At 72.3% G+C, this 12813-nt stretch carries 10 protein-coding genes and 1 other RNA gene; 4 read left to right on the forward strand and 7 right to left on the reverse strand.

Going from position 1 to position 12813, the window contains the following annotated elements; translation table 11 throughout:
* Positions 1-50: 50 nt before the first annotated feature.
* Positions 51-457, forward strand: an RNA gene (gene rnpB, locus ACIRPU_RS03820) — RNase P RNA component class A.
* Positions 458-749: 292 nt separating this feature from the next.
* Here the strand turns inward: rnpB and ACIRPU_RS03825 are convergent.
* Positions 750-2207, reverse strand: coding sequence for an amino acid permease (locus ACIRPU_RS03825; RefSeq protein WP_403861185.1), 1458 nt, complete (start codon positions 2205-2207; stop codon positions 750-752).
* A gap of 185 nt (positions 2208-2392) precedes the next feature.
* Here ACIRPU_RS03825 and ACIRPU_RS03830 point away from each other — a divergent pair, with 185 nt between their 5' ends.
* Both ACIRPU_RS03830 and ACIRPU_RS03835 read left to right on the forward strand, forming a co-directional pair.
* The gene (locus tag ACIRPU_RS03830) at positions 2393-3094 is read left to right on the forward strand and encodes a FadR/GntR family transcriptional regulator (RefSeq protein ID WP_403861188.1); all 702 of its coding nucleotides are present in this window, start codon (positions 2393-2395) and stop codon (positions 3092-3094) included.
* A gap of 87 nt (positions 3095-3181) precedes the next feature.
* Positions 3182-4651, forward strand: coding sequence for an APC family permease (locus tag ACIRPU_RS03835; RefSeq protein ID WP_403861191.1), 1470 nt, complete (start codon positions 3182-3184; stop codon positions 4649-4651).
* 79 nt (positions 4652-4730) lie between these two features.
* On the opposite strand, the gene ACIRPU_RS03840 is transcribed toward ACIRPU_RS03835, so the two are convergent.
* The 5 genes from ACIRPU_RS03840 to ACIRPU_RS03860 all read right to left on the reverse strand — a co-directional run bounded on the left by ACIRPU_RS03840 (position 4731) and on the right by ACIRPU_RS03860 (position 11291).
* Positions 4731-6953 carry a bifunctional serine/threonine-protein kinase/ABC transporter substrate-binding protein gene (locus tag ACIRPU_RS03840; RefSeq protein ID WP_403861194.1) on the reverse strand — a complete coding sequence of 741 codons (2223 nt, stop codon included), beginning with the start codon at positions 6951-6953 and terminating at the stop codon, positions 4731-4733.
* Positions 6953-9280 carry an ABC transporter substrate-binding protein gene (locus tag ACIRPU_RS03845; RefSeq protein WP_403861197.1) on the reverse strand — a complete coding sequence of 776 codons (2328 nt, stop codon included), beginning with the start codon at positions 9278-9280 and terminating at the stop codon, positions 6953-6955. The genes ACIRPU_RS03840 and ACIRPU_RS03845 overlap by 1 nt, the downstream gene beginning before the upstream one ends.
* Complete coding sequence (locus tag ACIRPU_RS03850; protein ID WP_403861200.1) at positions 9280-10143, reverse strand: hypothetical protein; 864 nt, start codon at positions 10141-10143, stop codon at positions 9280-9282. Before ACIRPU_RS03850 ends, ACIRPU_RS03845 begins: the two co-directional genes overlap by 1 nt.
* A gap of 102 nt (positions 10144-10245) precedes the next feature.
* On the reverse strand, positions 10246-10674 hold the full coding sequence (locus tag ACIRPU_RS03855; protein WP_403861203.1) for a MazG-like family protein: 429 nt from the start codon (positions 10672-10674) through the stop codon (positions 10246-10248).
* A gap of 71 nt (positions 10675-10745) precedes the next feature.
* Positions 10746-11291: a DoxX family membrane protein gene (locus tag ACIRPU_RS03860; RefSeq protein ID WP_403861206.1), complete on the reverse strand. Its 546-nt coding sequence runs from the start codon at positions 11289-11291 to the stop codon at positions 10746-10748.
* A 273-nt stretch (positions 11292-11564) separates the two neighbouring features.
* Here ACIRPU_RS03860 and ACIRPU_RS03865 point away from each other — a divergent pair, with 273 nt between their 5' ends.
* Positions 11565-11891, forward strand: coding sequence for a nuclear transport factor 2 family protein (locus ACIRPU_RS03865; RefSeq protein WP_403861209.1), 327 nt, complete (start codon positions 11565-11567; stop codon positions 11889-11891).
* Between the two features lie 184 nt (positions 11892-12075).
* Here ACIRPU_RS03865 and ACIRPU_RS03870 read toward each other — a convergent pair whose 3' ends face one another.
* The gene (locus ACIRPU_RS03870) at positions 12076-12768 is read right to left on the reverse strand and encodes an ABC transporter ATP-binding protein (protein WP_384117782.1); all 693 of its coding nucleotides are present in this window, start codon (positions 12766-12768) and stop codon (positions 12076-12078) included.
* Between the last annotated feature and the right edge of the window lie 45 nt (positions 12769-12813).

Genomic DNA, 12813 nt, shown 5'->3' on the forward strand with positions numbered 1-12813 from the left:
CGCCGGGAAGGGGCAGCGCCCGCGCCCGGTAACATGGTCGCTACGGCAGACGAGCCGGGCGGACGGCCGCGTGGAGTCCCTCACGGGACTTCCCGAGGAACGTCCGGGCTCCACAGGGCAAGGTGATGGCTAACGGCCACCCGGGGTGACCCGCGGGACAGTGCCACAGAAAACAGACCGCCCGGCGCCTCGGCGCCGGGTAAGGGTGAAACGGTGGTGTAAGAGACCACCAGTGCCCAGGGCGACCTGGGCAGCTAGGTAAACCCCACCTGGAGCAAGGTCAAAAGGAGCCGCTGTAAAAGGCGCGCTCTGCGCGGACGTTCGAGGGCTGCCCGCCCGAGTCCGCGGGTAGACCGCACGAGGCCGGCGGCAACGCCGGCCCTAGATGGATGGCCGTCTCCCCGGCCGCCGCGAGGCGCCCGGGCGACAGAACCCGGCGTACAGCCCGACTCGTCTGCCGTTCAGGGCCCCGACCAGCTAAATCGCAGGTCAGGGACTCTTTTTTCGTAGATCGAAGGGCAAGCCTGAACCCGTTCCACACGGTTCAAGCCGGACCGCGCGGCTACGAGCGTAGCCACGAATAGCGGGGCTGGAGATCGACGGCGGCGTCGGCGTGGCTTGGTGCAGACGGCGTCCCTGCGCACTTCTTACACGTTGCTCGGTCGGCCACCGCACCTGTTCCGCGGGGCGGCCCGAACCGACGTCTGTGTCGCTGTGGGCGTCGGCCCGGGCCGTCTCACTCGTGATCGTCAGGACAGGGGAGCGTGGTCAGTCGTTTCCCGCGCCCTGTTCCTGCCGGTCAGGCGCCCCCGCACCACCGCGAAGGCCACCACGCCCGCGGCCACCACCGTGGACAGGACCACCTGGTCGCGGCCGCCGCCGTCGGCCGTGTCGGTCAGCATGTAGCCCAGGACGAAGGTGATGAGGGCGATGGTCGCCCAGGTCAGGTAGGGGTAGAGCCACATCCGGACGACCAGCTTCTCGGGCGACTCCCGCTGGATGATCTTGCGCATCCGCAGCTGGGAGAAGCAGATCACCAGCCAGACGAACAGGGCGATCGCGCCGGAGGCGTTGAGCAGGAACTGGAAGACCGTGTCGGGCCAGAGGTAGTTGAAGGCGACCGCGACGAAACCGAAGACCACCGAGGCGAGGATGGCCGCGCGGGGGACGCCGCGTCCGGTGGTCCGCCCGAAGGCGGCCGGGGCGTCGTTGCGGCGGCCGAGCGAGAAGGCCATGCGCGAGGCGGTGTACAGGCCGGAGTTGAGACAGGACAGCACCGAGGTCAGCACGATGGTGTTCATGATCTGCGCGGCGTGCGGGATGCCGATGGAGCTCAGGGCGGCGACGTACGAGCCGTCCTTGAGGATGGCCGGGTCGTCCCAGCGCAGCAGTGACACCACGACCAGGATCGAGCCCAGGTAGAACACCGCGATCCGCCAGATCACGCTGTTGGTGGCCTTGGTGACGGCGGCCCGCGGGTCGGCGGTCTCGCCCGCCGCCAGGGTGACGATCTCGCTGCCCATGAAGGAGAAGACGACCATCAGGACGCCGGTGAGGATGGCGCCCGGCCCGTTCGGCAGGAAGCCGCCGTGCGCGGTCAGGTTGGAGAAGCCGCTCGCCGGGTGGTCGGAGCCCGGCAGCAGTCCGAAGAGCGCGAGCCCGCCGAGCACGATGAACGCGGCGATGGCGACGACCTTGATGCCGGCGAACCAGAACTCGAACTCGCCGTAGGAGCTGACCGAGACCAGGTTGGTGGCGGTGAGGACGATCATGACGAGCAGGGCCCAGCCCCACTGGGGCACCGCGGGGATCCAGCCGGCCAGGATCTTGGCTCCGGCGGTCGCCTCGACGGCGAGCACCACGACCCAGAAGAACCAGTACAGCCAGCCGATGGTGAAGCCGGCCCAGCGACCCAGCGCGCGGTCCGCGTAGGCCGAGAACGAACCGGAGGTGGGGTTGGCCGCGGCCATCTCGCCGAGCATGCGCATCACGAGGACGACGAGGACGCCGACGAGCGCGTACGAGACGAGGATGCCGGGGCCGGCGGCGGCGATGCCGGAGCCGGAGCCGACGAACAGTCCGGCGCCGATGACACCGCCGATCGCGATCATCGACAGGTGGCGGTTCTTCAGTCCGGCTTTCAGGCCGCCGGACTCGCCGGGCTCACCGGACTCGGTGGGAGGGGTTTTGGGGACGGTTGTGGTCATCTCGACATCCATGGAGGGAGTGCGGACCAGGGGTGTCTGGAAATTAGTTCAGTACGATCGAAAAGAACAAGACTTGTTTAACTGTTCACCTTGCTCTATTTTTCGTGCAGCGCGGAACCTTCTCTTCCGGGAGCCCTCTGTGGACCACACCGTGACCCCGCTCAGCAGGCCGTTAAGGTGGCGCCGTGGTGAATGCAGCGGGCAAGTTCGGCCCCTACAGCGGCTGGGACACGCGGGTCCTGGCCGGCCGGGGCCCCACGGGGGCGGAGCTCGTCCGGTCCCGGATCGCCCTGCGGGTGCGGCTGAGGTCCGTGTCGCCGGGAGACCGGCTGCCGGACGCGGGCGTCCTCGCCGAGGAGCTCGGGATCAGTGAGATCACCGTGCGCCGCGCACTGGAGGTCATGTGCCAGGACGGCCTGCTCGACCGCCGTCGGGGCCGGGCGGGCGGAACCTTCGTCGCGGCGGACTGGGAAGCGGTAGTCGCCGTCCTGCACGACGCCGACGAGGCGGCCGCACTGGACTCCTTCCATCTGCTGCTCGAGTGCGGGCTCGTGGCGCACAGCGCGGGCGAGCTCCCGCAGGGCCGGCTCGACGGGCTGCGGGCGCTGGTCGAGGAGATGGACCTGCCCGGCGACCCGGCACGGCTGCTCGAACTCGAGACCCGCTTCCACCTCGACCTCGCCGAGACACTCGGCGGCGCCGGGATCCGGGAGTTCGCCGCCGACCTGCTCGGCAAACAGTGCCTGCTGCGGCCCGCGCCGGACACCGCGGTCGTACAGGCCCGAAACCGTTGCCACGCCGACCTGCTCGACGAACTCGCCCGTGGCGCGATGGACCCGGCGGTACGAGCGGTGAAGGCACACCGGAACGCCGGCCCGCCGGACTGACCCGCCCCCCCTTCCCTCCCCTTCGCTCCTCCCTCCCCTCGCCCCCACCCCTCTCAAGGCCGTCACCTCTCAGAAGGAGCTGTCGCCATGCCTGAGTCCGGACCCGTCGGACCGTCGTCGACGTCGGGCCACGCCGACGGCACGCCCCAGAGGCTGCGCGGTGGTGTCCTCGGCATGGCGGACATCGCCGCCGCCACGATGGCCAACGTCGGCCCGGCCATGAGCTTCTTCTTCGGCTTCGCCTTCCTGGCCGCCACCTCGGGCGTCGCGTCCCCGCTGACCATCGTGGCCGCGGGGGTGGCGGTCGCGCTGTTCGGCAACACACTGGCCGAGTTCTCCCGCGCGCACCCCTCGGCGGGCAGCTTCATCACCTTCGTGGGCAAGACCTTCGGGCCGGTCAGCGCGGTGACCACGGCTCTGCTCGCCGGACTCGGCTACATCATCGCGATGGCCTCCGTCATCGCGATCTCGGGCGGGTTCATGCAGATCACCCTGCACCACTACACCGGCGTCGACCTGCCGTGGATCCTCTGGACGCTGCTGCTGACCGGGCTGTCGGTGGTGCTGATGCTGCGCGGGATCGTGGTGTCCACCAAGTGGGCCGGCTACTTCTTCGGCGTGGAGATGCTCGTGCTGGTCGTGGTCTCGGTCGCGGCGATCGTCGAGCACCGGGGCGACCTCTCCGCGGCCCCGTTCCTGCCCTCCCACCTCACCCACGGCATCAAGGGCCTCGCGGCGGGCTTCCCGCTGGCGGTCTACCTGTTCATCGGCTGGGAGAACTCGGCGGCACTGGCCGAGGAGACGGAGAACCCGCGGCGCAACGTCGGCCGCGCCGTGTTCTCCTCCGTGGCGATCATGACGGTGAGCTACATCCTCTTCTCCTACGCCACGGTGACCGGCTTCGGCTACGACGTGCGGCGGCTCGGCGACTCCCCGATCCCCTTCATCGACGTCGCCCAGCACACGCTGGGGGCGCTGGCGATCCTCGCCTACGTCGGCGGCCTGACCTCCACCCTCGGCGTGCTGATCGCGGGCATCAACTCCCAGGCGAGGCTGGTGTTCAACGCCGGACGCGAAGGGCTGCTCCCGTCCTTCTTCGGCTACGTCCATCCCACGCGCCGTACGCCGACCAACGCGATCGTCACCTTCACCGCCACCGCGCTGCTGATCATCGCGGGCTGGGGTCTCGGGCATGTGCTCGGGGACGGCGGCCAGATGAACCCGGTGGTCTTCTTCGCCGAGTCCTCCAGTCTGGGCGCCATCCTGATCCTGCTGGTGTACCTGGCGTCCAACATCGCGCTGCCGCTGTACTACCGCAGATACCGTCCGCAGGAGTTCCGGACCGTACGGCATCTGGTGCTGCCCGCGGTCGGCGCCCTGGCCGTCCTGGTCCCGCTCTACTACCTCGCCAAGCCCGGCCAGCCCGCCCCGTACAGCTGGTTCCCGTACGCGGCTCTGGCCACCCTCCTCGCGGCCGTCTGCTACGCGGCCCTCCTGGTCCGACGCGACCCGGGCCTGGCCGACCGGGTCGGGTCGGTCGTCGCGGACGTGGAGTGAACGCGATGGTGACGGCGACCGGCCGTTGACGGCGACCGGCCGTTTCGCCGAGCAGGCGGGAGAGGCCCCGGCGCACCCCTCAGGAGACCGCCTTCTCCTCGTACTGCCCCAGGTACCGGAACGCGCCCCCCGTGGCCCGGAACAGGAACATCGCGTCGTGGTTGTAGCCGTAGCCCTGCTCGTACTTGACGGTCCTGGTGATGCCGGAGTACGTGATCTCGGGCATCCGGCGGGCGATCGCGCCCCGTTCCGTCACCGCCGAGCCGTCCTTGGCGCAGGCCTCGGCCAGGAACATCACGGCGTCGTAGGCCTCCGCTGCGTACCAGCCGGGGGCGGTGCCGAAGCGGGCGCGGTAGGCCTTGGTGAAGGCGCGGGCCGAGGGGCGGACTGTCGGGTCGGTGAAGGAGGTGGCGAAGACCCAGTCGGTCGCGGCCGCGCCGGCCGAGGTGAGGAACGTCGGGGCAAGGGCGCGTTCCGTCGCCATCCGGGCGCCGGTGAACCGGGCGTTCTTCAGGGCCGACGCGAGTCCGGCGGCCCGGGCCGCGTCGCCGGTGAAGAGGACCGCGTCCGCGCGGGCGGACATCACCTGGGCGGCGAGGGACGCGTAGTCGATCTTCCCGGCGGCGACCTCGGTCATCGTGGCGTCCCTCGCGGCCTGCCGCATCGCCCGCTGGGTCTGGTCGCACAGGGACCAGGCGAAGTCGCCCTGGGCCCGGTCGTCCACGAGGAACACCCTCTGCGCGTCGACGTGGTTGCTGAGGTAGCGGCTGCAGGGGGCGGCGAGGAGCGGGTCCGCGACGCGCAGCGCCGCGTGGGAGTGGTGGGACTGGTAGTCGTCGATCGTCCTGCTCTGTGTGTCGGTGCCCACCGAGACGGACACGACGGGCATCGCCGCCCTGGTGTAGGTGGCCTCGCTCGCCAGGAAGCAGGCATCGGTGGTGGGACCCAGCACGGCGCGTACCGCGGTGTCCTTCACCAGCCGTGCGGCGACCGAGTCGGCCCGTTTCGGGTCGCCGCCGTCGTCGGACGTCCGCAGCGTCAGCCGGAAGGGGTGGGTGTCCTTGGCGTTGACCTGCTCGACGGCCAGTCGGGCGCCGTTCAGCTGGGCGTTCCCGTTCTCCTTCCGGGCCCCGGTCAGATCGCCGTGGAACGCCACGACCAGTTCGGGACGCGGGCCCGCTCCGGACGGGGGTGTCGTCCCCGGGTTCGGACGGGTGCTCCACCACCAGGCCCCGCCACCGCCGGCCGCCAGGACTCCGGCCGTCGAGCCGAGGCGCAGGAAGTTCCGGCGGCCGACGGCGCGGGCGGGGGGCGGAGCAGCCGTGACGGCTGTCATCGTCGCGGCCTCCGGTGACACCGTGGGCACCGTGCTCGCGGGCGCGGACAGCCGGGTCGGCTCGATCGAGCCGAGGGTGAGCACGGCGGCGGCCCGGTCGTTGATCAGCCGGGTGACCGACGCGGGCAGCCAGTCCGACCGCTCGGCGGAGTCGGTCTCCGTGCCGTCCCCGAGCTCCTCGCGGAGTCGCGCGAGACTCGGGCGGCCGGGCGGATCCTTGTGCAGGCAGCCCCTGAGCAGGGGCGCCAGGCCGTCCGGGATCGCGGCCGGGTCCGGATCCTCGTAGACCGTGCGCAGCAGCATGCCCGCCGCCCCGCCGCCGCCGAACGGCCGGACGCCGGTCGCGGCGAACGCCAGCACGCAGCCCAGTGAGAACACGTCGCTGGGCGGGCCGATCTCCCCGCCCCGGGCCCGCGCCTGCTCGGGCGACAGGAAGCCGGGCGAGCCGACGATCACGCCGCTGGAGGTGAGCGCGGTGGCCTCCGGCGCGCGGGCGATGCCGAAGTCGATGAGCCGGGGCCCGTCCGGGGCCAGCAGGATGTTGCCCGGCTTCACGTCGCGGTGCACGAGACCCGCCCCGTGCACCGCGTCGAGCGCCTCGGCGAGCCGCAGGCCCAGCACCCGCACGGAGGCGAGCGACAGCGGCCCGAAGGTGTCCACCGTCTCGGCGAGCGAGGGCCCCGGCACGTACGAGGTCGCCAGCCACGGCGTCTCCGCGTCGGCGTCCGCGTCCAGCAACGGGACCACCCACGGGCTGCGCACCTGCCGGGCGGCCTCGATCTCGCGGCGGAAACGGGTCCGGAAGCCCGTCTCGTCGGCGTACGAGGACCGGACCACCTTCACCGCGGCCACCGCCCCGCCCGGCGCGCGGGCCAGGAAGACCACCCCCATGCCGCCGGCGCCCAGTCGCCGCAGCAGCCGGTAGCGGCCGATCCGGGACGGGTCGCCGGTGCGCAGCGGTTCCATCAGACGGTGATCGGCGCGGGGCCGCCGTACACGAAGTCGCCCTGCTCGACCCGCCAGAGGAAGCCACCGGTGCCGTCGATCACCAACGTGCCGGTCTTCTCGAAGGCGAATGTCTTCGTGATGCCCTGGTACTTCCCCGCCCGCACCGCCGCGAGCAGGCTCTCCCGGGTCCGGCTCTTCGCGGGCAGCCCCGCCAGGGCCTTCAGGAGCATCCCGGTCACGTCGTACGCCTCCGCCGCGTACCGGGGCGGCGCCTCCTTGAAGCGTTCGCGGTAGGCGGCGGCGAACTTCTTCGCCTCGGGCTTGCGGGTCGCGTCGATGACCGGGGCCACCATCACCCAGCCCTCGGCCGCCTCTTGAGCAGCCGTCAGGAACTGCCCGTCGAGCAACGCGGGGCCGGACACCCGCGCCCCCTCGAAGGCGCGTTCCCGCAGCGTCGCGGCGATCAACGCCCCACGGTCGGGCAGACCGGCGAAGAAGACGGAGTCGGCGTCGGCGGCGAGCAGCGCGTCCACCGTGTTCCCGAAGTCGCGGCGCATCGCGCTGACCACCTCCGGCACCGAGGGCTGCTTCACGTCGGTGAGGGACCTGCTCAAGGTGCTGCCCAGCTCCGTCCCGTACGTGCCGGACGGGCGGTCCAGGACGATGCCGACCTTGCGTGAACGCGCCGTCCCCCGCAGGTAGTTGCTGACGAAGAAGGGCAGTACGGAGTCGGGCAGCCGGGCGTGGAGGAACGACCGGAACCCCAGGTAGGTGAGGTTGGTCGCGCCGGGGGACACACCGACGACCGGCAGCAGCCCGGCGTCGTACTTCGCGAGCGCCGTCAGCGCCGTGGCGTCCGTGGTCGGGCCGACCACGGCGAGGACCGCGGGGTCCTCCGTGAGTTCCGCGGCGAGCCGGGCCGAGACCGTCGGATCGCCGCCGTCGTCGACGGCCCTGACCTTCACGGTGAACGGGGCGTCGCCGCGCGCGTTGAACTCCGCCACGGCCTGCCGCAGTCCGCGCTCCTGGGCCCGGCCCGTCTCCGCATGCGGGCCGCTGAGGTCACCGTGCAGTGCGACGGTGTGCACCGGGCGGTTCGAGGACGCGGCGGCGGCCGGGCTGTCGTCTCCCGCGTCACCGTCCCGGCCGGCCGCCCACCAGGTCCCGCCCGCGCCCGCCGCCAGCGCCACGGCCCCACCGGCGAGCAGGAGGAAGCGACGCCGGCCGACCGGACGGGCGTCCTGCGGTGACGGGGACGTCCCGTGCGTGTCGGCGTCCGCCGGGTCCGCGTCGGTCGGGTCCGCGTCAGCCGTGGTCGCATCAGCCGGGTCCGAGTCGGCGGGCACGGAATCCGTGGGCCCTGGATCGGCCCGCCCGGAAACCGCCGGCACCGAGGTGGCCGACGCGGCCGACGGCACCTGCGTGTGCTCGATGTCCGGCAGCGCGAGCGCGGCGGCCGAGCGCTCGGCGATCAGCCGGGTCACCGGCTCGGGCAGCCAGTCGGCCGTCGCCGCGCCCCGCTCCTCATCCAGTGGCGTGCCCTCGGCCGCCAGCTCCCGCACCAGTTCCCCGGCGTCCGGCCGCCGGGCCGGATCCTTCTCCAGGCAGCGCTCCAGCACCGCCAGCAGCTCCGTGGGCACCCCGTCGAGGTCCGCCGGATCGTGCACGGCCCGGTACAGCAGGGCGTCCACCGGCCCGCTGCCGAACGGCGCCCGGCCGGTCGCCGCGAACGCCAGGACACAGCCGAGGGAGAACACGTCGCTCGCCGGGCCGATGCCGTCCCCGCCGTCCTGGGCCTGCTCGGGCGACAGATAGCCGGGAGTGCCGACCACCAGACCGGTCGCCGTGAGCGCCGTGTCCTGCGGCGCCCGGGCTATGCCGAAGTCGATGAGCCGGGGTCCGTCGTGGGCGATCAGCACATTGCCCGGCTTGAGGTCCCGGTGGACCAGACCGACCCGGTGCACCGCGCCCAGCGCCTCGGCCAGCCGGACGCCGAGCAGCCGTACCCCGTGCTCCGCCAGCGGCCCGTACGCGGCCACCGCCTCGCCCAGCGACGGTGCCGGGACGAACGCCGTCGTCAGCCAGGGCGCCTCGGCGTCCGGGTCGGCGTCCACCAGCGGCACCGCCCACTGGCTGTCGACCCGCCGGGCGACCTCGACCTCCCGGCGGAACCGCTCCCTGAAGTCCGGCTCCTCGGCGTACTCGGCGAGCAGCACCTTCAGTGCCACCAGCGCTCCGCCCGGCGTGCGGGCCAGGTACACCACGCCCATGCCGCCGGCGCCGAGCCGTCCGAGCAGACGATGGTCCGCGATACGCGCGGGATCCGACGAACGCAGTGGCTCCATCAGCTCTTCCCTCCGAGCTCGAACTCCACGCGGGTGAGCATCGTGCTGGTGGCCTGCGATGCGTACTTGTTCAACTCGCTGTCGGTGTAACCCTTGGCGCCCTTCACCGACACCGCCAGGGTCACCGTGCCGAGCCGGGTGACGAACCAGAAGTAGGTCTGCTTGCCCACCTCGGTGACATAGGAACCTATCTCCACGACCTGGTCGTCGGAGTAGGTGTTGTTGCCCTCACCGTAGGGAGTGCCGGTCGACATGAGCCCGGAGATCCGCTCGTCGGTGCGGACCTGCTGCTCCCGACAGCGCAACGGCTCCTCCAGCGTGGTGGACAGCTGGTCGTCGGCGTCGAGCACGGTGGCGTGCACGGTGACCGCCGCGGTCACCTTGATCTCGCCCTTGCCGTCGGCGGCGGGAATCTCGCTGTAGCGGGACAGGGAGGCCAGGACGCCCTGGGGGAGCGCCCGCCGCTCCCACCGGCACTGTTCGTCGAGCACGGCGGCGGTGCCGGGGGTGCTCGCGGCCGGCTGCTGGGCTCGGAAGCCCGGGCCCCACGCCTCCGGCCCGAGCGCGACCGCCTTGGCCAGCGCCTCGGCCCGCGGCTTCGTCCTGGGCACCCGGGCGGGGTCCGCCTGGAACGGCGTCAGCGTCGACGCGTCACCACCCGTCGCGGATGCCGAGGGAGAGCCGGACGAGGCCGGAGCCGCGGACCCCGCAGACCCCGCGGACGCCGAAGGGGTCGGCTCGCCCGCCTTGTCGTCGTCGTTGTCCCCGGAACCGCAGCCGCCGAGCACCACGGCCACCCCGGCGACCGACGCGGCGACCCGCCATGGCCAAGCCACCCTGCGTCCACCGGTGTTGTCGTCCATCCCCGCCCCCTCCGCCTACGGCCCCCGCCTCGCGTGCGGTGATCGTACAGAGGGACGCGGGCGGTGGCCGGACGGTTCGCGGAAGAGAGGGGCCGGTCGGGATCAGCGCGCGCCTGCCCCGTCCTCTCCCACGCGCCCCACCGACCGCTCCGCCACCCGCGCCAGATGTCCGGCGAACACCCCCTCCGCCTCAGGGGTGAGCGTGCGCAGCGCCACCAGCGCCGTGATGGCCACGTCGCACAGCTCGCCCTGCACGTCCTCCCACGTGTGGGTGACGCCCTTGCGAGGGTTCTGGCCGGTCGCGCCGATGACCGCCTGGGCGACCTCGCCGACCTCCTCCGACAGCTTCAGCACGCGCAGCAGCAGGCCCTCGCGGCCGCTGTGCGCCGCGTCGGCGTCAAGCCAGGCCCACAGGGCGTCGACGGTGGCCCAGAGATCGTTGGGGCCGGCGGCCTCGGGTTCGGTGGGTGCGGCGGCCTCGGGTTCGGTGGGCACGGACCTGGGGGCGAGGGGCCGGGGCTGGGTGCTCATGGAGGAAGCGTGTCAGGTCGGGCCCGGCACCCGACAGCTGCCGGGCGGCTCCTCGGCAGCTCCCCGGGGGCTCACTCCTCGAACAGCGCCTCCTGCTCGCCCTGCTCCTGCCTGCGCAGCCGCTTGTTCCGCATGCCGACGACCACCGCCGTGACCGCCGCCGTCGCGCCGAGGGCCGCCGGGACCATCCAGTTGCGGTCGACCGTGTGGCCGAGGGCGTGGTCGAGGGAGAGGCGGCCCGGGCCGGTGATGGCGAGGCCCGCGGCGGCCAGTCCCAGGGAGGCCGCGTGCTCGTAGCCGCCGCTCTGCGCGAAGAACCCGTTGGGGACGTGCACGGCGGACGCGCCCGCCATCGCGCCGGCCGCCGCCGCGCCCGCCGCCGGGGTGGCCAGGCCCAGTGCCAGCAGCGCGCCGCCGCCGGTCTCCGCCAGGCCCGCCGCCGTGGCACTGGCCTTGCCGGGGGCGTAGCCGACGGACTCCATGAACTGGCCGGTGCCCTTCAGGCCGTGTCCGCCGAACCAGCCGAACAGCTTCTGCGCGCCGTGGGCCGCCAGCACTCCGCCGGTGCCCAGCCGGAGCAGCAGCAGTCCCAGATCACGACGGTCGTAACAGGTCACGGTGACTCCCTGAGCAGAGAACGGCGGACGTAGGAGAGCAGGAGCAGATCAGGAACAGATCGGCAACAGAAAGCGGAGCAGGAACAGGAGCAGAAAACAGGAGCAGAAACAGGAGGTGGAACAGGAGCAGGGACAGGAGGAGGAGCAGGGACAGGAGGAGGAGCAGGAACAGCCCCCTCCGCGTTTCCACCGTCGCATCCTTCACACCCGTCCGGCCCGTCCTGGACGCCGTTCGGGTGGCGGGCCCCGGACCGCGGTGTGAGGGTGACCCGTATGGCGATCCAGATCGACAGACTCAGCGACCCGGCCGTGCGGGCCTTCGTCGCCGCCGTCAACGCCCATGACGAGAGGGCGTTCCGCAGCCTGCTCACCCCCGACGCGACCATGGCGGACGACGGCTCGGACCGTGACCTCGCCCAGTGGATCGACCGGGAGATCTTCTCCTCCCACGGCCACATGGACGTCACCAAGGAGTCGGCCGGCGGGCGCGCCCTCATCGCCGACTACCGCAACGACACCTGGGGCGAGATGCGCACCAGGTGGAGCTTCGTCGTCGAGGAGGACGGCCGGATCTCCCGTTTCGAGACCGGCCAGGCGTAGCACCAGCCGCCGGCGGCGAGCGGCCACCGGCGACCGGCCACCGGCCATCAGACACCGGCGGCGACCGGCGACCGGCGAGCGGCCGTCAGCCGCCGGTCGCCGGCACCAGCCGCCCGCGGCCGCCGACGGCGAAGGGCCGTTCACCGCCGGGTAGGCGGTCAACGGCCCCTCGGGCTGCGGGTGTTCACCAGGAGCGGGCGGTCGCCTGTTCCGTCAGGGTGAGCTGGCCCGCCTTGATGGTGGCCAGGCGCGGGGCTCGGCGGGCGATCGACGAGTCGTGGGTGACCATGATGAACGTCAGCCCGTACTCGTGCCAGAGGCCTTCGAGGACCTCCATGATCTCGTCGCGCATGCCCTCGTCGAGGTTGCCGGTGGGCTCGTCGGCGAGCAGCACCTTCGGCTTCTTGACCAGCGCGCGGGCGATCGCGACGCGCTGCTGCTGGCCGCCGGAGAGCTCCGCCGGGGCGTGTGTGAGGCGTTCGCCCAGGCCGACCGAGCGCAGGGCCTCCGCCGCCCGCTCGCGCCGCTCCGCGGGCTTCACCCCGAGCGGGACGAGCGCCGTCTCGACGTTCTCCTGCGCGGTCAGTGTCGGGATGAGGTTGAACGACTGGAAGATGATGCCGATCTTCTCGGCGCGCAGGCGGGTCAGCTTCGCCTCGCTGATGCGCGCGAGGTCGACGCCGTCCAGCTCGACGCTGCCCTCGGTCGGCCGGTCGAGGCCGCCGATCATCTGGAGCAGCGTCGACTTGCCGCCGCCCGTGGGGCCCTGGATGACGAGCTGGTCGCCGTCCGCGATCGTGAGGTCGATGCCGCGCAGCGCCTCGACCGTCTCCTTGCCGCGCGTGTAGCGCTTGGTGACGCCGGTGAGGTTGTACATGGGATCTCCGGGTTCTCCGTGTTCTCCGTGAGGGATGTGACGGGA

The organism is Streptomyces sp. NPDC102259 (assembly GCF_044766465.1).
Classification (GTDB): domain Bacteria; phylum Actinomycetota; class Actinomycetes; order Streptomycetales; family Streptomycetaceae; genus Streptomyces.

Excerpts from the sequence above, each read along its gene's own strand:
- ACIRPU_RS03825 (WP_403861185.1), bottom strand. The coding sequence starts at position 2,207 with ATGACCACAACCGTCCCCAAAACCCCTCCCACCGAGTCCGGTGAGCCC.
- ACIRPU_RS03835 (WP_403861191.1), top strand. The coding sequence starts at position 3,182 with ATGCCTGAGTCCGGACCCGTCGGACCGTCGTCGACGTCGGGCCACGCC.
- ACIRPU_RS03840 (WP_403861194.1), bottom strand. The coding sequence starts at position 6,953 with ATGGAACCGCTGCGCACCGGCGACCCGTCCCGGATCGGCCGCTACCGG.
- ACIRPU_RS03845 (WP_403861197.1), bottom strand. The coding sequence starts at position 9,280 with ATGGAGCCACTGCGTTCGTCGGATCCCGCGCGTATCGCGGACCATCGT.
- ACIRPU_RS03850 (WP_403861200.1), bottom strand. The coding sequence starts at position 10,143 with ATGGACGACAACACCGGTGGACGCAGGGTGGCTTGGCCATGGCGGGTC.
- ACIRPU_RS03855 (WP_403861203.1), bottom strand. The coding sequence starts at position 10,674 with ATGAGCACCCAGCCCCGGCCCCTCGCCCCCAGGTCCGTGCCCACCGAA.
- ACIRPU_RS03865 (WP_403861209.1), top strand. The coding sequence starts at position 11,565 with ATGGCGATCCAGATCGACAGACTCAGCGACCCGGCCGTGCGGGCCTTC.
- ACIRPU_RS03870 (WP_384117782.1), bottom strand. The coding sequence starts at position 12,768 with ATGTACAACCTCACCGGCGTCACCAAGCGCTACACGCGCGGCAAGGAG.